Raw genomic sequence first — 17,207 nt, 5'->3', positions numbered from 1 at the left:
GAGTGATTCCCGGGCGGGGCCGTCTCAGTCGGGGAAACGGGACGGCCCCGCTCGGGGGGGCTCTGGCAATGCCAGTGCCGGCAGGAGGAGAAGGTGGTCTCGCCCTCCTCTGTCCTGCGCCTTCACTATGGCGAGCGCACCTTGGGAAATTCTTGGGACGCCTTCGCAGCGAAAATAAGTGTGCTTATTACTTCCCTTCCGTCGGGGGCTCGGGTTAGCGTCGAAAAACGAGGTTCCGCGCTCTCCAGCCCGGACAGATGAGTTGGCCGAACAGATCCGGAGCCACGATCACGGAGGTATCCCCGTGTTCTTTCACAAGCAGGAACTACAGTTCAAATCCACACCCGACAAGCCAGATGCCGTGTACGCGAGGAAGCTGCAGGAGGTTCTCGGCGGGCAATACGGCGAGATCACCGTGGCGATGCAGTACAGCTTCCAGGCGTGGAACACGCACATTCCGGGCAAGTACCGCGACTTGCTGTTCGGGATCGGATCGGAAGAATTCGGCCACGTCGAGATGCTGGCGACCATGATCGCCCAGCTGCTGGAGAAGGCGCCTCTGGGTATCACCGACGACGCCGTCCAGTCCGATCCGGCGATTGCCGCCGTCGTCGGTGGTACTGACATGCAACAGGCGATTGTCGCCGGCGCCGGCGCGCGGCCGGTGGATAGCATGGGCAACCCCTGGTCCGGCAGCTACATCACCGCGAGCGGCAATCTGCTGGCTGACTTCACGGCCAACGCCAACGCTGAGATGCAGGGCCGTCTGCAGGTTGCCCGGCTCTACCACATGACCGACGACCACGGCATCCGGGACATGCTCTCCTTTCTCCTCGCGCGTGACACCATGCACCAGAACCAGTGGATCGCAGCGGCTCGTGAGTTGCAGGAAGAAGGCTCGGAGAACCTTCCTGTGCCGAGCAATTTCCCCCTCAAGAAAGAGGAACGAAGCGTGTCCTACCAGTACCAGAACTTCTCCGATGGGAAAGCGGCCGCCGAGGGTTCCTGGGCGTCCGGTCCTGCACCGGACGGCAAGGGCGAATTCACGTACCACGACGGACCCACGACATCGGCGCCCATGCCGCCGCCCACCCATCCGGATTCTCGGTTCTACGGAACGACTGAACTGCCGAACACCATGGAGAAGATGGCCGGGAGCATGCAGGACAAGCTGAACAAGGAGTAGGTTTCTACCTTCGGTTGAACAGCCCGTCATGCCTTGCGTGGCGGGCTGTTCCGCGTGCGCACGTCTTAAAATGAACAGCAGGCTTAGTACTATGGTGGTGATGGGGACGACGTCGTCGGCCCACCGGGTAGAAAGGGGTTTGCCATGAAGAGTCCTGAACCACGCGGGGTCGCCAGCGCGGCATTGTTGGAGTTGCTCCCGCAGGCACCGGAGGGTGAGGGCATCGAAGCCCTTCACAAGGCAGTGCGTGCCGGGCTTGCCAGTTCTGCCGGAATACTGGCGGATGAAGACCTTCAGCTGACCCTCTTTTGCCTCTATGAGCTGCATTACGGCGGCATCGACGGAGCGCACTCCGACTGGGAGTGGGAACCCGGCCTTCTTGCGGTCCGCCGGGAGATGGAGCGGGACTTTGAAGCTGCCCTCCGCGCCGCCGTGGAGCTTCCCTCGCTGGAGCCGCGTGACAGCGAGGGCGTGACAGCCGTTCTGTTCGAGCTCACCGCGGGTGATACTGGACCGAGCGTGTCCCGGTTCGTTGCGAAGAAGGCAAGCCTTGAACAGGCGCAGGAGTTCCTGATCCACAAATCGGTCTACCAGCTCAAGGAAGGCGATCCGCACACCTGGGCCATCCCGCGGCTGAAGGGGCGCGCCAAGGCGGCAATGGTGGAAATCCAGGCGGATGAGTACGGCGGCGGGCGGCCGGACCGCATGCACTCGGCGCTCTTCGCGCGCACCATGCGCGGCGTGGGACTTGATGACACCTACGGCCGCTACGTTGACGCTGTGCCGGCCCTGACCCTCGCATCCTCCAACATGATGTCCCTGTTTGGGCTGCACAGGCGGCTGCGCGGCGCCATTGTGGGGCATCTCGCAGCGTATGAGATGACCTCGTCCCAGCCCAACCGCCTGTATGGCAACGGGTTCCGGCGGCTCGGATTCGACGAGGACGTGACCTGGTACTTCGACGAACACGTCGAGGCCGACGCCGTCCACGAGCAGATCGCTGGGCGGGACCTCGCGGGCGGATTGGTGGAGGCCGAGCCGGAACTGCTCGAGGACGTCTACTTCGGAGCAACGGCTGCCCTCACCCTCGACGGCATGCTGGGCAAGCACATCATCGCCAGCTGGGAGAAAGGTGAATCGTCCCTCCGGGTAACCGCGCCCGTTCCGGTATGACACTGCCCGCAGCAACCTACATCCTGCCCCTGCGGTGGACTGGGGACTGCGGCCTGGCCGCGCTCGCTGTATATCTCGGAGAGGTTGCGCAGCAGGCTGAGGTGCTCGTAGTGGACGGATCGCCGGCTGAACTGTTCCACCGGCATGCAGCGGCCCTGCCGCCGGCGGTTCGCCACCTCCGGCCCCGGTTCACCTGCCGCAATGGAAAAGTGGCGGGGGTGCTGACCGGACTGGCAGAGGCCTCCTATGAACGGATCATCATTGCCGACGACGACGTCCGCTACGATCCGCCTGCGTTCCGGCGGATGCTGGAGTTGCTTGAGGACGCCGACGCCGTCCGTCCCCAAAACTACTTCCTCGCCCTTCCGTGGCATGCCCGCTGGGATACCGGGCGAACGCTGCTCAACCGCGCCCTGGGCTCCGATTTCCCGGGCACCCTGGGCGTCCGGCGCTCCACCCTGAAAGCCACTGACGGCTATGACGGCGACGTCCTGTTCGAAAACCTCGAGCTCCTGCGCACGGTGCGGGCCGCCGGTGGGAAGGAAATTCGCGCGGATGACCTGTTTGTCGGGAGAGTCCCGCCTCCCGTCCGTCATTTCCGCCGGCAACGGATCCGGCAGGCCTACGATGACTTCGCCCAGCCGCCGCGGCTCCTCCTCGAGCTGTTCCTGCTTCCCGCGCTGTTCCTGCTGGTGCGCCGCTATGGTGCGCTTGCCGTCTCGGCGGTTGCCGCCGTCGTCATCGGTTTGGCAGAGACAGGACGACGACGGCGGGGCGGCAGGCTGGTTTTCCCGGCGACAGCCTCCCTGTGGGCACCGGCGTGGATGGCTGAGCGAATGCTGACCGTCTGGGCGGCCCTGTTTCTTCGCCTGACCGGCGGGATTCCCTACGCCGGATCGAAACTGGCGAAGGCCGGGAACTCACTGCGCTTTCTGAGGCGTAGACACGCGGAAGTAAGGCTGCCGGGCCACAGCGTGCTCTTGTGGGGCCCGGCGGGCTTCGCTACCGTCAAAGAGGACCCATCGATAAGCGCGCTGGTTCCGTCCGGCAACCAACACGCCCAGCAATCTTCACCGAGACACTGGAGGCGAGTGCATGACCAAGAAGGACCGCATAGCTGAACCATGGGGCACGCGGACCCCATATGCGTCGGGTGAGCAGTGGCCCGTACGGGTGGACATGCACTTGGAGGAAGGCCTGAGCGCTGCGAACGTCGATCGCTGGGTGCAGACTGCGTCCATTCTTCACTCCAATGGTGATGCACTCGACATTGCCGTGAAGGATGACCGTATCGCCGGAGTTCGCGGGAGGGCTGATGATCGTGTCAACCACGGGCGACTTGGGCCCAAGGACCTGTATGGCTGGCAGGCCAACTCGTCTCCTGACCGGCTGACCAAACCGCTCATCCGCAAGCGCGGCAAGCTTGTCGAGACGGACTGGGACACCGCGATGGACAGGATCGTGGGGAAAACCCGGGACCTGCTCGACGAGCAGGGAGCCAGCGCAATCGGCTTCTACACCACAGGCCAGCTGTTCGCTGAAGAATACTACACCCTCGGCATCGTCGCCCATGGCGGACTCGGCACCAACCACGTGGACGGCAACACGCGCCTGTGCACTGCCACTGCGGCCGCCGCCCTCAAGGAATCGTTCGCGTGTGATGGCCAGCCCGGTTCCTACACGGACATTGATCACGCCGATGTGATCGCACTCTACGGCCACAACATGGCAGAGACGCAGACGGTGCTCTGGACGCGGGTCCTTGACCGCCTTGCCGGTCCCAACCCGCCGCAGATCATCTGCGTGGATCCCCGCCTGACCCCGGTGGCCAAGGCGGCAACGGTACACCTCGCTCCGCGCCCGGGGACCAACGTGGCCCTCATGAACGGGCTGCTCCACGAGATCATCGAGAACGGTTGGATCGATTCCGACTACATCGAGGCGCATGCAGTCGGCTTCAGCGAACTCGAGAAGCGGGTCAAGGAATACCCGCCGGAGGTTGTGGAACACATCTGTGATGTGCCGGCTGACAAGATCCGGGAAGCTGCACGGATCATCGGACAGGCCGAAAGGCTGCTCTCCACTGTGTTGCAGGGCTTCTATCAGTCCAACCAGGCCACGGCCGCAGCCGTTCAGGTCAACAACATCAACATCATCCGTGGAATGCTGGGCAAGCCCGGCTGCGGAATCCTGCAGATGAACGGCCAGCCAACCGCTCAGAACACCCGCGAGTGCGGCGGTGACGGGGACTTTCCCGCATTCCGCAACTGGTCCAATGACGCCCACGTGAAGGATCTCGCGAAGGTCTGGAACGTGGAACCCATGCAGATTCCGCACTACTCGCCGCCGACGCACGTAATGCAGATGATGCGCTACGTCGAGGACGGATCCATCCGCATGCTCTGGGTCAGCGGAACTAACCCGGCTGTGTCACTCCCGGAACTGCAGCGGGTGCGTTCAATATTGACGCAGGACCGCCTGTTCCTGGTGGTGCAGGACATCTTCCTGTCCGAGACCGCGCAGTTGGCTGACGTTGTCCTTCCTGCGGCCACGTGGGGAGAGAAGACCGGCACCTTCACCAATGTGGACCGTACGGTGCACCTCTCTGAGAAGGCCGTCGATCCGCCAGGGGAGGCCAAGCCCGACCTCGACATCTTTCTCGACTACGCGCGCCGGCTGGACCTCCGCGACAAGGACGGCCAGCCGCTGGTCAAATGGCATGACCCGGAATCCGCATTCGAGGCCTGGAAGGAATGCACGCGTGGCCGTCCGTGCGACTACACCGGCATTACCTATGAAAAGCTCCGCGGAGGCTCGGGAATCCAGTGGCCCTGCAATGAGGAGAACCCGGAGGGTTCCGAACGAATCTATGCCGACGGCAAGTTCTGGAGTTCGCCGGAGTACTGCGAGAGTTACGGGCGTGACCTCGTGACCGGTGCGCCGCTTGAACCCGACGAGTACAAAGCCATGAATCCTGAGGGCAAGGCGATCATCAAGGCGGCTGAATACATGCCGCCGCATGAGATCCCAAGCGAGAAGTACCCATTCCAGCTCATTACCGGCCGAACCCTCTACCACTTCCATACCCGGACCAAGACGGCGCGAGCTCCGCAGCTCCAGGCCGCCGCTCCCGAGGTATGGGTGGAGATGTCAGACCACGATGCCAAGGCGTTCGGTATCTCAGAGGGAGATCAGACCCGTGTGTCCACGCCACGCGGGTCTGTTGAGGCGAAGGTGAGGATCAGCGGCATCCGCGACGGCGTGCTGTTCCTGCCGTTCCACTACGGCTACTGGGACACGGACGGGGGTCATAAGCCGGACAAGGCCGGCCGGGCGGCAAATGAGCTGACAATTACTGACTGGGATCCGGCGTCGAAACAGCCGATCTTCAAAACGGCGGCAGCAACCATCCGGAAGCTCAAATCCGGCAAAGGGCATTCGGCAGCGCCGACAACGACGGCGTCTGCTCCCGTCCGCCCGATCGGGTGGGAAACGAAGGGCTCGCATAACGCCGAGGCCCAGGAGACGCTGAATGGCGCTGGTACGGGAGGGCAACGATGAAGATCGGTCTGGTACTCCACGAGCTGCATCGCTCGGAGAATGACCTGGCACTTGAACTGCTGCAGGTCTCCGAACGCAACAAGGTGGATCATGAGATCTACCACCTGGGCAGGGACCTCGCGAGGTGGTCACAGGACCACGTCCGGGAGATCGCCGAGATCGGCAGGAACTACGGCCAGAAGCTTGATCCCGAACCGCGGCAGGAGTTCAACCTGGCTGAGAAAGTTCGCGAGGCAGGCAGCGATATTCTCGGGCGGCGGAGCGCCCCGGCATTGTTGATGCTGCGTGACCTGCGGGAAATCTATATGAAGGCATCCGGTGTATCAGCGGACTGGGAGATGCTCGCCCAGGCCGCGCAGGGGATCAAGCACACGGATCTCCTCGACGTGACGAAGCGGTGCCATCCCCAGACGCTGCGGCAGATGCGCTGGGCCAACGCCATGTTGAAGGTGAACTCTACGCAGGCGCTGATCAGCTAATCCGCCCAAGAAATTGTGCAGCTCCGGTGGGCCGACATCGTCGGATCCCACCGGAGCTGCACAATTCTTGCCCTTGCGCTACCGGTTGTCGATGGCGTCGTAATCCGTGCGGTCGATCTTGCGGTGATACCGCATACCGGCCAGGCCACCCAGCACCGCACCGGCCAACGCTGCAAGCAGCGCCACAACGACGGCGATGATGCCGGCCGTGGTGAGCGTGCCCTCATTCAGGGGCAGACGGGGGAAGCTGTTCAGGTTGGCCAGGACATCGAACTGCGATCCAAAGATCAGGCCGAGAATGGCAACGAGGATGGCAATGATGATGGCCCACAGCCACACTGCAATGCCCTGCTTGGCGCCGTTGAACCGGGCCATGCGCCCTGCAACATATCCGCCGCAGTAGTAGGCGATGAGCAGTATGACAAGCAGGATGATCGCGCTTGTGATTCCGACCGTCTGGGCACTCTGTGATGCCTGGTTGGTTGCCTCATTCAGGCTGGTGTTGGTCGACAGGCCGAACGCCGCGCCTGCAGCCGCTACCAGTGCGGTGAGAATGACAGCCATGCCGGTGGCTGTCAGCCAGCCGAAGAAGGCGGCGCCGAACTTCATGCCGCCGAACGTCTCTTTCTCGCGCTGGTGAAGCGCATCCCGCTCCGCTCCGACGGGAACCGGCGTGACGGCGCGGTCGCGGTCATAATCCCGATTGGCGTCGGGATCGAGGTCCCTTCCACGACGGTCGTGGTCCTTCCGGTCACTGGTGTGTGACACGGGTACGGCCGCTGTGTGGCTCGAGCGGTCATCGCGCTGGGAGCGGTCGTCAACGCCGTCGTTATTGCGGTCAACGTCCATCGCCCGGGTCTCGGCCTCTGGCGTGCGCGCGTCGGAGCGCCGGGAATCACCGGCGTCCAGAGGGGCGGACTCATCCGCATGTTTGGGGCGGTAGTCCCGATCGTTGTTCCCTGTTCCTGGTGTACTCATGGTGCCTCCTGATGTCAGGGCCCTAAGGCGACTTCATAAGCAACCTTAGTATTACGACGTTGTGCATACAAGGGCGCCGCTCCGCGCGGTGGCATGCTTGGGGGTATGGATTGGGAAATTCTTGTCACCGTGATCTGCGGGTTGGCCATCGCCGTCGGAGTGGCTGGCGTGGTCATCCCCATCCTCCCCGGCAGCATTCTCATCATCGGTGCGCTGTTGGTGTGGGCTTTCACCGTGACGAGCGGTCCCGGCTGGACTGCGCTCGCCGTGGGCGGGGTGTTCGCTCTGGCCGGACTCCTGGCGGGAACCATATTGACGGGGCGAAAGCTGCGTCAGCGGAAGATTCCGGGGCGGTCCATCACTGTAGGGCTGGTGCTGGGCGTCGCGGCGATGTTCGTCATCCCGGTGGTGGGATTGATTGTCGGATTCGTTGTTGGCCTGCTGCTCAGCGAAGCCGCAAGGCTGCGCGATTTCAGGGCGGCTGTAACCTCCAGCGGCGAGGCCTTGAAGGCTCTGGGCCTTGGAATCGTGGTGGAACTCCTGCTTGCGTGCGCGGCGGGCAGCGCATGGATCCTTGCCGTCTGGGCACATTTCGCCATGCGCTGACCCGCCACGGAATGAACGCCTACCGCCGGTAGCCGCGGTTCTTCCCACGCGTGTTCTTGGCGTTGGTTTGGCCCTGTTGGCGCTTGCCGAGCAGTTTCGATGCAATGACCGGTGCGAGCATCCAAAGGATTTTCTTCAGCATGTTGTTCCGCCTTTCGTGGAATGAACCTCCATAGTAAGCACACTGATCAATTCTGTGCGGGATCGACGGTGACGAAATTCCTGAGGGCCTCGAGTTGCGCAAGCCTGCACTCGGGCTTGAGGTACATCATGTGACCGGCCTCGTGATAGTGGTGCGAGATCCTTGCCCGAGCCTCATCATTGAGCGCCATATGGGCGAAGACGTACTCGGCCGCGAAGTGCGGAGTGGCGCCGTCCTGGTAGCCGTAATCCACGTGTACCCGCAGCGCCGGATTGTGGACCATGAGCCGCTCAAGCACGTCACTGACGTCAACGGGTGCGCCTTCGAAGGTCCGGTAGCTCCAGGGCTGGACCCGCGCGGTAAGGATCTCGTACGGGAGGTCATTCTCATACCCAAGCTCGGCGCGCACGTAGTGGTTGATCGCCGCCGCAAACGGCCCTGTGATGGCGCGCATGCTCGGATCATCCGTGGAGCTGGAGGACTGCGGGTTGGCCGGCGGCGCTGTGAAGCGCCCATCGATCCGCCCCACTGCGAGTCCCTCCGCCCGCAGGAGCTCAGCCGCGAATTCGTGGTACGCCCAGCGCAGGTTCGTGCGGCGGATGAAGCCCTCGTCGAGGGTGGTGAGCGCGCTCAGGCGGGTGACGGCGTCGTCGTACTCGGGTTGGGTGAGCCGGGCGCCCTGACTGAGGGCATAGCCGAAATCGCGGGAGGCGTACTCCTCCGCCTCGCGAACGACATCGGTGAGCTCCCTGCCGGGGTGGCGGCCGTGATAGTGGGCGATCGCCGCGTAGGTGGGGAGGTGGAGTGCATACGGGGTGTCGCTGCCCGGGAAGAAGCGGAGTGTTGACATGTTGAGCACCGTGGAAATGAGGCCGAGGCCGTTGACCGCCATGCCATAGGCATCGAACAGGCGGCCGGCAACGGCGACCGCCCGAAGGGTTCCGTAGGACTCGCCCACGAGGTACTTGGGCGAGAGCCATCGATTGTTGCGCGTAGTCCACAGGCGGATGACTTCCGCCACGAGGTCGCGGTCCTCGACGAAAGCGTGGAACTCGTCGGTCTTCTCACCCTCAATCACCCGCGAAAAGCCTGTGCTCACCGGGTCAATCAGAACGAGGTCGCTGTGTTCGAGGAGGGTCTCGGGGTTGTCAACGAGACCGAAGGGCGGGGGAGTCATCGCCCCGACATCACCTGAGTCCACACGGCGTGGTCCCAGCAGTCCGAGATGGAGCCAGACCGAAGAAGAACCTGGACCGCCGTTGAACGCGAAAGTGACCGGCCGCTCAGAAGTGCTGTTGACCTTGGTGTACGCGACGACGAAGATCTCGGCCTTCGGCTTGAACCCCTCCGATTTGCCGTCTTTGGTTTCTTCACGCCGCAGAACCAGCCGGCCGGTGGTGGTGGTGTATTCGAGGCCCGAGGCAGCGGTGTGCTGCCGTGTCACGAAGTCGTCGCTGACTTCCTTGACGGCGTCGGGCTCCGTTTTCTCGACGGTGGTATTTTCAGTTGCGAATTCTTCTGCCATCCCTTGAGCCTATCGGTGGTTACGGAAGGCAACTACCCCCGTTTGGAAGTTTGCATGGTCGGTTCGACGTCAGCGCTCCATAGATGATTCTGTTCCGGACGGGCGAAGAAGAGCGCTGCGATCAAACCGATGACGACGACGGTTCCAGGCAGAAGCAGCGACTCACCCATGGCTGCCGCATACTCCGCCGACCGCGCCGGTGTGCCCACGGCACCGTTTGCCGCCAGACGTGCCTGCATGATTGCCGCGATGCCCGCACTTCCAATCACGGCTCCCACCTGACGCGTGGTGTTGTAGACGCCGGATCCGGCGCCGGCGAGCGACGGCGCGAGATTGCGTGTGGCTGTCAGCGAGACCGGAGCCCAGATGCCTGCGCTTGCCAGGCCGATCAGCGCGAGAGGCAGCAACAGCAGCCAGATAGGGGTGGTCGGTGTGAGCAGTGACGCGAGCCAGAACAATGCAACTGCCATGCCGGTGAAGCCGAAAATGGCCATGTACTTGGGGTTTCCGCGTTGGACGAGCTTTCCGATGAAAGGAGCCAGCGCACCGGAGATGATCGCCATGGGGGCCAGCAGCATCGCAGCCTGCGTGGGTGAGAGGTTGCGAACGTTCTGCGCATAGAGCATGAGCGGCAGGCTCATGGTTGTGATGGTGAAACCCATGGCTGAGATTGCCGTATTGGCGAGCGAAAAGTTGCGGTCACGGAAAAGCTTCAGCGGCACCAGCGGTTCTTTGCGGTTGTAGCGCTGCCACACCAGGAAGGCAGTGAAAAGCACGGCACCGGTGATGATGAGGGACCACACTGAAATGGGCCCGGCAATAGGACCCCAGCTGTAGGTCTGACCCTCCTGAAGACCGAACACCAAGCAGAACATTCCTGCTGCACTGAGAACCACGCCGAGGAGGTCGAAGGAGTGGTTTGTGGTGGTCAGGTTTGGAACCAGGCGGTAGGCCAGGAAGAATCCGATGACGCCGACAGGCAGGTTGACGAAGAAGATCCATTCCCAGCCGAGCGTGTCAACAAGGACACCGCCCAGAATGGGGCCGGCAAGAGTGGCGATGCCCGCCACGGAGCCCCAGAGACCCATGGCTGAGCCCCGTCGGTCCGGAGGAAAGATGCGGGTGATGACGGACATTGTCTGGGGCGTCATGAGGGCCGCGCCCAGCCCCTGGAAAACGCGGGCGAGGATAAGTAGTTCGATGGTCCCGGCGAAACCGCACATGGCGCTCGAAGCAGTGAAGACTGCCAGCCCGGCGAGGTAGATCCGGCGGGGCCCGAACCTGTCACCCAACCGTCCCGTGACCAGCAGCGGCACGGCGTAGGCAAGGAGATAGGCGCTCGTGACCCAGATGGCGCTGTCTATGTCTGCCTGCAGGCCCTCCATGATGGCGGGCGTGGCGACAGAGACAATGGTGGAGTCAACGAGGATCATGAAGAACCCGATGACGAGCGACCATAGCGCCGGCCAGGCCCGGATCTCCGGAGCGGAGGATTGCATGATTCGAGGGTACAGCCGGGCTCTGACAGTTGGTTCTTGTCCCGCATGCTGAGGTATCTTGGTTGCTCCGGGGCTTTAGCTCAGTTGGTAGAGCGTTTCGTTCGCAATGAAAAGGTCAGGGGTTCGATTCCCCTAAGCTCCACTCGTCCCGTCGTGGGCACCTTCCGCCACATACCCTTTCCGTCGCGGTATGTTGATTCTGCACCGGCCTGGCAGGAAGAAGTCATCCACGGGTCCACTGATTACGAATCCCTTAATCCGGATCCAGATGAGAAGAGGCGGAGATGCCGGACACGGACCTTTGGACGACGGAACGAATGCTCACCACCGCTGCCCGCCTGACCGAGAATGCCTGGAACGAGCGTCTTCACGCGCTCGGAATTACGCATGCCGCCTTCATCACGCTGCGCACCGTCGAGGCTCACGGCCCGCTGTCTCAGGTTGAGCTGGCTGACCATCTTCATGTCACCGCGCAGACTGTCGGGCGAACACTGGCACGCCTCGAGCAGCAGGGTTTGGTCTACCGCCACAGCAGTGAAAGCGATCGCCGAACCTTCGTCGTCAGCCTTACCGAGCCTGGCAGATCGCTGCTCTCCGAGGCGGAGCGTCACGAGCGGGAATTCGCGCTCGACCTGCAGCGTGCGTCTCCTGAACTGCGCCGGCTGTTGATGAAGGTTATCGAGGATCTGCTTCCCGCCCGTTTCCCTCCGAACGGCGTGGAGCAGGCAGGCCAAAACAGCTGAACTAGGCGACAAACCGCTGGCGCTGTACGGAATCCGTACAGCGCCAGCGGTTTGTTCTTCAGGAGTTACGGCGTGTTCGAGCTGCTCTGAACGTTGGACTTGGCATCCTGAGCCCGGTCCTTGACGTCCGAGGCAGCGCTCGTGCCTTCTTCCTTGACTGTATTGGCTGAGTCCGTGGCGGTCTGCTTGACCGAGTCCATGGCCTGCTGTGCCGGCTCCTTCATGTCTTCGGCTACCTGCTTGGCGGCGTCTGTCACTTCGGAGACGAGAGGCTGTGCCTTTTCCTTTACAGCCTGGGCGGCTTCCTTTTCCTTCTGGCTCGCCGGGATGAGCGAGGAGGCAAGGAGGCCGGCTCCGAAGGCGATCAAGCCCGCGGCGAGAGGGTTTCCCTGCGCCTTCGAGGTGACGCGCTGCGGTGCGTCATGAAGTGCGTCACCTGCATGGTGTGCCGAGTCTTTCATTGACTGTGAAGCGCCGTGCGCACTGCCCTTGGCAGAGTGCGAGGCATCATGGGCTGAGCCCATCACGCTGTTCTTGACGTTGCCAAGCGCGCTCTTGACCTTGTCGGTCTGCCGGTGGGCAATGTTCGACGGACTTACCTTGTCAGCGACGGCGTCAACATCAGTGCCCAGTTCGCGGCGGGTGCGTTCGATGTCCGCACGGATTTCATCAGGTGTCTGGTTCATGGCGTGTGCTCTCCTGGTTTCAACGTAGGCGGAATTTCCTTGGCTGTCTCAGCGGTCTGCGGCATGCCCTTGATCGACTTCATTTCCTTCTTCCCCTTCAAGGCGAGGACTGCAGCGATGATGCCCCAGATCACGGCAACAATCACCGAGGCCCACCCAAGGCTCTCGATCCACTCGGCGAGACCCCACATCAGAGCGAGGGAAAGAAAAAGAAGCACGAAGTGCCCAGCGACTGCGGCGCCGCCGAACATCCCAGCGCCCTTGCCCGCGCGCGTTCCTGACTCACGCAGTTCAGCTTTCGCGAGCTCGAGTTCCTGGCGCATCAGCGTCGACAGGTCACTGGTGACGTCACTGAGCAGCTGCCCCAAAGAGGCATTCGAACCCTGGTCATTGTCCGGGCTCGGCGGCGGCGGTTGCGCCGCATGTGATCCGTGGAGGTGTGGCTCGGTCATTAGCGGAAGTCCCTCCCTGATTCAGTGCCGGTTACTCCGGGCTGGCTAAGCGGAGTGGTTGGGGTGACGGTAGGCGTGGTGGTTGGCTGGGCCACCGGCGGTGTGTCGATGCCGGCGCCATAGGCCGGCTGGTCGGTTCCGTACTCGTCAGGCACCGGCGGGTAGGTAGCGACGTGCTGGCCGCCTGTTGCCGATCCGGCGGGGCTGCCGGTCGAGGGTGAGCCGCTCGAATCGGATCCGCCCTGAAGGCCGCGTGCGAGGCGTCCCGCGAGGAGGCCTGCTCCGGCTGCGACCATCAGGAACGCACCGGGCCGACGGCGGGCAAAGCCGGTAACTTCGTCAAGCAGTGATCCCGGATCACGTCCCTCAAGCCATGAAGCAGCGCTCCCGGTTCGCTGGGCTGCCTGCTGAACGAGATGTTGGGCGGTGCCGCTCTCGGAGTTCTGCGCCATGGAATTCAGCTCATCGCTGAGGGAGCGCAGACCGTCGGTGACGCGCTGCTGCTGGGTTCCGGCCTGGCTCTTCAGGTCGGAGCCAAGCTCGCCGACAAGGTTCCTGGCCTGGGCGCCGGCCTCGTGTGCCACGTTCTTCGCTTCTGACCCCGCGGTCTGTGCGACGCCCTTGGCTGCGTCTGCGCCCTGCCGCCCTACATCCTTGGCTTCATCCTTTGCAGCAGACTTAGTGGACTGTCCGGAGGACGAGGTGTTCTGCGCGCCCGGCGTTGAAGTAACCAGCGGGTCTTCTGACCAGTTCTGTGTGCTCATAATGACTCCTTTATTGATGTGGAGGACTTCTGGAAGGTAAGCCATCGCATCTACACAATAAGCATGCTTAGCATATGATCACAAGACCGCAACGAAAACTCCCGTTCAAACCGCCAAGCTCGCAGGGACCTGTGTGGACAGCCAGCTTAGTATTCTGAGCGGGAGTCGGCTAGGGCTACAAGCGCAACCAGGGAGACTCATGACTGGATCATCCGCATCACCGGGATCATCACGGAACGACGACGTCAGTATTGTTGCCTGCCCCGACGGGCCTCTGCTCGTAAGGGGAGAGGTGCCCATCGTCACTCCCACGGGCGAACCGGTGCCTCGTCGTCGTAAGACTGTGGCGCTGTGCCGCTGCGGAGCCTCGACAATCAAGCCATATTGCGACGGGACACATAAGCTCATCAACTTCCGCACGGAGCCGGAACTGCCGGACCCGGCTGACCTTCCGGATGGCCGGCAGTAGGGCTCAACGCAAAAGCCGCCGGTATCGCTGTCAAAGCGACACCGGCGGCGTTTCACCGTAATGCGGTCTGCTTACTCCGCGATGTACATTCCGTTCCAGCCCTGACCGATCTTCTGACCGCCGGTGAAGGATCCGGACCCGGTTCCGCTGTAAAGGAAAAGGTCGCCATTGCCGTTGCGGGCAAGCAGGTCAGCGTTGGAATCCGACCCCCATGGTCCGGGTCCGGCGAACGCCGTCATGCCGTTCCAGCCGCGTCCGGGCTGTGACTTCGGAAGGAACCCGCCTCTACCGTTTCCCGGGTACAGGTACAGAGCACCACTTGAGTCGCGGGCGAAGAGGTCTGACTTACCGTCACCATTGAAGTCACCGGTGCTCAGGAGTGCCGTCATGCCGCTCCAGCCGTGACCTATCTTCGCCTTGCTGCCCCATCCGCCCCTGCCGTTTCCGGGGTAGAGATGAAGCCCGCCGTCGCCGGAACGGGCGAGCAGGTCAGGGAATCCGTCACCGCTGAAGTCCCCAGGTGTGACCAGCGCAGTCATGCCTCCCCAGCCGCTTCCGACCTGCACTCCCGCCTTGACTCCGCCGGTACCGGTGCCTGCGTAGAGCCAGAGCAGGCCCCCTTTGTCGCGCGCCAGGACATCGGCGATGCCGTCACCGCTGAAGTCGCCCGGCAGGAGGATCATGTTCATGATGTTCCAGCCGGAGCCGATCTGCATCTTCCGACCGAAGGTGCCGCTGGCGGTGCTCGGGTACATCCACAGCCGGCCAGAGGAGTCGCGCGCAACGATGTCCGGATTGCCGTCCCGGTTCATGTCCGTGCGGCCACCCGAGGTTGCGGAGGGGATGGTGGCTGCAGGGAAGGGGTTGGTGTCGATGGTGACCGAAGCCGAAGTGTTGGAGACGGAGTTGATGCGCACAGCGGTTCCGGCGTGCGTCATGAAGGTGCTGCCGGCTTGCCACGCGGTGTTCTCTGCGTAGTAACCCGAGTACGGCTTGCTTGAGGGCATCAGGAGCAGCGACGAAGCTTCGGTGAGCCCGCCGCTCTGAACAATTTTGACGCCACGGTTGCCCAGCGTGGCGGTTCCTGCGTCAAAACCGACCGGGGTGCGCAGTTCGAGGTAATAGGTTTCGCCACTCCTCGGATCCGTGAACTTGACGGCCCGGTTGGAGGCCGAACCGGCCCAGGGGTAAAGGGTGTAGGTCTTGCTCCCGGAGGCCACGCCGGTGTTTCGGATTTCGTCCCCGCGTCCGAATCCACCGTAGTCCCAGAAGCTTGAGCTGATAGCGGGAGTTTCGAACCAACGGGAGATGCCCATGAGATCGGACGTGTCGCCGTAGCTCCGGATCGAGCACCCCGAGCTGAAGCTTGCAGTGTCCGGTTGGCCGCTCGTGCACTGCAGCGAGTCGGAGTGCATGAGGCCAAGTACGTGCCCAAACTCGTGCGTGACGACGTTCGTGGTGAAGTTGCTGACCTGCGGCATCAGAATGCGACCACTGGTTCCGTTGCTGCTCCAGCCGTAACCGAGGTAGCCCTCCTTCAAAGGCGTTGGAATGAAGACCACCAGCGCCGTGTATGGGCTGTAGGACCAGCGAAGCTCCGATGTCACCTTATTCATGATCTGGTCATAGGAATCGGTGGACTTGGCGGCCGATTTATGGTCCCACACCCGTGAGGCGACCGACATGGAGAGCCGGCCGTTCGACATGCTCCTCCAGTAGGTGCTCGAGACCGCGATCGAGTTCTCAGCCGTGGCGCGCGGAACTGTCGCGGTGCTGTCTGCCAGGTCGACTGTCACCAACCGCACCTTGATGTCACCTGCGCGCGAGAGCGTTCCGCCCGCACCGAGGGGTGACATGGCGGCCCCTTCAGTCGTGGAAGTGAACGAGCGACCATCCTTTGCTAACGGGCCCTCGAAAGTGTGGTCGGGATGGGCCGGGAACCCGTCCGGGAAGAGCTCATGAATGTCCGCGGCCTCGGCCGGCGCTTCCTCCACAGTCGCGACCTCAGCCGGCACCGCCTCAACGGGCACCACCTCGCCGGTCGTGGATTCGGCGGGTGAAACATCCTGGGGCTCCGGGCTCTGCACCGGCCCCTGGGTTGCGACAGGTGAGGTTACAGCCGGCTCCTGTGTTGCAATCGGCGAGGGCTGGACGGATTGTGCCACTGCCGGATGTACCCCGGCCGAAAGGCTTGCGGCCAGGAGCAAAACGCCGGTGAGCGCAGCTGTAGAACGCTGAAGTGAAAGCATGGAAGTCCTTGGTGGTACGAGTGTGGGGTGGGGCTGGCGCCGCCGTGTCCCCCTACGACGGCGCCCGGGCTGTTTCGAGACCATCAGCCCTAAAAGCCCCGCACCAAGTATAGGTTTAGCTATCTCCGGTAAATCGCCGGGAATTCGCAAAGGATTGTCCAAGGAAGCTCAGTTTTCCCGCAGGATATCCGCAAGAGGAATAGTGAGCGAGAAATGCTCGGCAATTCATAATTGCCTAGCCTAATTATTAGGCAAAAAGCAAATGAAATCAGGAAGCGGTGCGGGCAGTGTGCGTACGCTCCGAGTGGCCCGCCAGACGCGGATCCAGCCGGACAACGACTGCGGCCTCCGCCGAAACAACCGGGCGGTTCAAGGCCATCTGGGCAAGAGCCAGCAGGAAAACTGGAAGAGAGAGCAGGATGAAAGTGAAGAGCGCGTACATGGCGATGATGGCGTGGATGGGGGAGTTGAACAGGCTGGCGATGAACGCCGCGCTGCCAAGCCACGTCCACAGCCAGAAGATCACGACGGCGTAAATCACCGTACGGGCACGCCTGTATTTCAACGGATAATGCACCCGCCGTCGCTTCATTTTATGTGACCCCCAGGTCTCGCGGATCCCGCGCCCCGCGAGTTCCTCTCATGATAGTAAGCCCCGGGAAAGTATTTGTCGCCTAGTTGCCCTTCCAAGGAGA

At 62.7% G+C, this 17,207-nt stretch carries 17 protein-coding genes and 1 tRNA gene; 9 read left to right on the top strand and 9 right to left on the bottom strand.

Going from position 1 to position 17,207, the window contains the following annotated elements:
• Positions 1-304: 304 nt before the first annotated feature.
• The 5 genes from ACZ2GY_RS15270 (at position 305) to ACZ2GY_RS15250 (ending at position 6,399) form a co-directional block, all read left to right on the top strand.
• A complete protein-coding gene (locus ACZ2GY_RS15270) occupies positions 305-1,186 on the top strand; it encodes a manganese catalase (RefSeq protein ID WP_471672347.1) in 882 nt (293 codons plus the stop codon).
• Positions 1,187-1,330: 144 nt separating this feature from the next.
• Positions 1,331-2,359 (top strand): iron-containing redox enzyme family protein, encoded by a 1,029-nt coding sequence (locus tag ACZ2GY_RS15265; protein WP_471672346.1) that lies wholly within the window; start codon positions 1,331-1,333, stop codon positions 2,357-2,359.
• Positions 2,356-3,480 (top strand): glycosyltransferase family 2 protein, encoded by a 1,125-nt coding sequence (locus ACZ2GY_RS15260; RefSeq protein WP_471672345.1) that lies wholly within the window; start codon positions 2,356-2,358, stop codon positions 3,478-3,480. Before ACZ2GY_RS15265 ends, ACZ2GY_RS15260 begins: the two co-directional genes overlap by 4 nt.
• The gene (locus ACZ2GY_RS15255; protein WP_471672344.1) at positions 3,455-5,920 is read left to right on the top strand and encodes a molybdopterin oxidoreductase family protein; all 2,466 of its coding nucleotides are present in this window, start codon (positions 3,455-3,457) and stop codon (positions 5,918-5,920) included. The genes ACZ2GY_RS15260 and ACZ2GY_RS15255 overlap by 26 nt, the downstream gene beginning before the upstream one ends.
• Positions 5,917-6,399: a hypothetical protein gene (locus ACZ2GY_RS15250; protein WP_471672343.1), complete on the top strand. Its 483-nt coding sequence runs from the start codon at positions 5,917-5,919 to the stop codon at positions 6,397-6,399. The genes ACZ2GY_RS15255 and ACZ2GY_RS15250 overlap by 4 nt, the downstream gene beginning before the upstream one ends.
• Positions 6,400-6,477: 78 nt before the next feature.
• On the opposite strand, the gene ACZ2GY_RS15245 is transcribed toward ACZ2GY_RS15250, so the two are convergent.
• Entirely contained in the window at positions 6,478-7,377 is a 900-nt protein-coding gene (locus ACZ2GY_RS15245; RefSeq protein WP_471672342.1) for a hypothetical protein, read from the bottom strand.
• Between the two features lie 105 nt (positions 7,378-7,482).
• Here ACZ2GY_RS15245 and ACZ2GY_RS15240 point away from each other — a divergent pair, with 105 nt between their 5' ends.
• Entirely contained in the window at positions 7,483-7,983 is a 501-nt protein-coding gene (locus tag ACZ2GY_RS15240; protein WP_277358914.1) for a DUF456 domain-containing protein, read from the top strand.
• A gap of 19 nt (positions 7,984-8,002) precedes the next feature.
• Here the strand turns inward: ACZ2GY_RS15240 and ACZ2GY_RS15235 are convergent, their stop codons facing one another.
• The 3 genes from ACZ2GY_RS15235 to ACZ2GY_RS15225 are packed head-to-tail and all read right to left on the bottom strand — an operon-like array spanning position 8,003 to position 11,149.
• Positions 8,003-8,125, bottom strand: coding sequence for a hypothetical protein (locus ACZ2GY_RS15235; RefSeq protein ID WP_277358915.1), 123 nt, complete (start codon positions 8,123-8,125; stop codon positions 8,003-8,005).
• A gap of 46 nt (positions 8,126-8,171) precedes the next feature.
• Entirely contained in the window at positions 8,172-9,650 is a 1,479-nt protein-coding gene (locus ACZ2GY_RS15230; protein WP_471672341.1) for a S10 family peptidase, read from the bottom strand.
• Between the two features lie 32 nt (positions 9,651-9,682).
• Positions 9,683-11,149: a DHA2 family efflux MFS transporter permease subunit gene (locus ACZ2GY_RS15225; protein ID WP_277358917.1), complete on the bottom strand. Its 1,467-nt coding sequence runs from the start codon at positions 11,147-11,149 to the stop codon at positions 9,683-9,685.
• Positions 11,150-11,218: 69 nt separating this feature from the next.
• Here ACZ2GY_RS15225 and ACZ2GY_RS15220 point away from each other — a divergent pair.
• Positions 11,219-11,291 (top strand) — tRNA-Ala (locus ACZ2GY_RS15220).
• A 142-nt stretch (positions 11,292-11,433) separates the two neighbouring features.
• On the top strand, positions 11,434-11,892 hold the full coding sequence (locus ACZ2GY_RS15215; RefSeq protein ID WP_277358918.1) for a MarR family winged helix-turn-helix transcriptional regulator: 459 nt from the start codon (positions 11,434-11,436) through the stop codon (positions 11,890-11,892).
• 65 nt (positions 11,893-11,957) lie between these two features.
• On the opposite strand, the gene ACZ2GY_RS15210 is transcribed toward ACZ2GY_RS15215, so the two are convergent.
• From ACZ2GY_RS15210 to ACZ2GY_RS15200, 3 genes are read right to left on the bottom strand one after another with little or no spacing between them, the layout of a single operon-like run.
• Positions 11,958-12,578, bottom strand: a complete 621-nt coding sequence (locus ACZ2GY_RS15210; protein ID WP_277358919.1) for a DUF3618 domain-containing protein — start codon at positions 12,576-12,578, stop codon at positions 11,958-11,960.
• Positions 12,575-13,030 (bottom strand): phage holin family protein, encoded by a 456-nt coding sequence (locus tag ACZ2GY_RS15205; protein ID WP_471672340.1) that lies wholly within the window; start codon positions 13,028-13,030, stop codon positions 12,575-12,577. Before ACZ2GY_RS15205 ends, ACZ2GY_RS15210 begins: the two co-directional genes overlap by 4 nt.
• Complete coding sequence (locus ACZ2GY_RS15200) at positions 13,030-13,794, bottom strand: hypothetical protein (protein ID WP_471672339.1); 765 nt, start codon at positions 13,792-13,794, stop codon at positions 13,030-13,032. The genes ACZ2GY_RS15205 and ACZ2GY_RS15200 overlap by 1 nt, the downstream gene beginning before the upstream one ends.
• Before the next feature lie 199 nt (positions 13,795-13,993).
• Between ACZ2GY_RS15200 and ACZ2GY_RS15195 the strand changes: the two genes are divergently transcribed.
• On the top strand, positions 13,994-14,263 hold the full coding sequence (locus ACZ2GY_RS15195) for a CDGSH iron-sulfur domain-containing protein (RefSeq protein WP_471672338.1): 270 nt from the start codon (positions 13,994-13,996) through the stop codon (positions 14,261-14,263).
• A 71-nt stretch (positions 14,264-14,334) separates the two neighbouring features.
• Here the strand turns inward: ACZ2GY_RS15195 and ACZ2GY_RS15190 are convergent, their stop codons facing one another.
• Positions 14,335-16,512, bottom strand: coding sequence for an FG-GAP-like repeat-containing protein (locus ACZ2GY_RS15190; protein ID WP_471672337.1), 2,178 nt, complete (start codon positions 16,510-16,512; stop codon positions 14,335-14,337).
• Positions 16,513-16,780: 268 nt separating this feature from the next.
• A complete protein-coding gene (locus tag ACZ2GY_RS15185) occupies positions 16,781-17,077 on the bottom strand; it encodes a hypothetical protein (RefSeq protein WP_471672336.1) in 297 nt (98 codons plus the stop codon).
• Positions 17,078-17,207: the final 130 nt, after the last annotated feature.

This window comes from Arthrobacter sp. KKT183 (genome assembly GCF_055657625.1).
The sequence above is the reverse complement of the archived record's forward strand: the minus strand, read 5'-3'. Positions and strand labels throughout refer to the sequence as shown.

Excerpts from the sequence above, each read along its gene's own strand:
- ACZ2GY_RS15230 (WP_471672341.1), bottom strand. The coding sequence starts at position 9,650 with ATGGCAGAAGAATTCGCAACTGAAAATACCACCGTCGAGAAAACGGAG.
- ACZ2GY_RS15240 (WP_277358914.1), top strand. The coding sequence starts at position 7,483 with ATGGATTGGGAAATTCTTGTCACCGTGATCTGCGGGTTGGCCATCGCC.
- ACZ2GY_RS15250 (WP_471672343.1), top strand. The coding sequence starts at position 5,917 with ATGAAGATCGGTCTGGTACTCCACGAGCTGCATCGCTCGGAGAATGAC.
- ACZ2GY_RS15215 (WP_277358918.1), top strand. The coding sequence starts at position 11,434 with ATGCCGGACACGGACCTTTGGACGACGGAACGAATGCTCACCACCGCT.
- ACZ2GY_RS15210 (WP_277358919.1), bottom strand. The coding sequence starts at position 12,578 with ATGAACCAGACACCTGATGAAATCCGTGCGGACATCGAACGCACCCGC.
- ACZ2GY_RS15225 (WP_277358917.1), bottom strand. The coding sequence starts at position 11,149 with ATGCAATCCTCCGCTCCGGAGATCCGGGCCTGGCCGGCGCTATGGTCG.
- ACZ2GY_RS15205 (WP_471672340.1), bottom strand. The coding sequence starts at position 13,030 with ATGACCGAGCCACACCTCCACGGATCACATGCGGCGCAACCGCCGCCG.
- ACZ2GY_RS15200 (WP_471672339.1), bottom strand. The coding sequence starts at position 13,794 with ATGAGCACACAGAACTGGTCAGAAGACCCGCTGGTTACTTCAACGCCG.
- ACZ2GY_RS15265 (WP_471672346.1), top strand. The coding sequence starts at position 1,331 with ATGAAGAGTCCTGAACCACGCGGGGTCGCCAGCGCGGCATTGTTGGAG.
- ACZ2GY_RS15235 (WP_277358915.1), bottom strand. The coding sequence starts at position 8,125 with ATGCTGAAGAAAATCCTTTGGATGCTCGCACCGGTCATTGCATCGAAA.
- ACZ2GY_RS15260 (WP_471672345.1), top strand. The coding sequence starts at position 2,356 with ATGACACTGCCCGCAGCAACCTACATCCTGCCCCTGCGGTGGACTGGG.
- ACZ2GY_RS15255 (WP_471672344.1), top strand. The coding sequence starts at position 3,455 with ATGACCAAGAAGGACCGCATAGCTGAACCATGGGGCACGCGGACCCCA.
- ACZ2GY_RS15190 (WP_471672337.1), bottom strand. The coding sequence starts at position 16,512 with ATGCTTTCACTTCAGCGTTCTACAGCTGCGCTCACCGGCGTTTTGCTC.
- ACZ2GY_RS15195 (WP_471672338.1), top strand. The coding sequence starts at position 13,994 with ATGACTGGATCATCCGCATCACCGGGATCATCACGGAACGACGACGTC.
- ACZ2GY_RS15245 (WP_471672342.1), bottom strand. The coding sequence starts at position 7,377 with ATGAGTACACCAGGAACAGGGAACAACGATCGGGACTACCGCCCCAAA.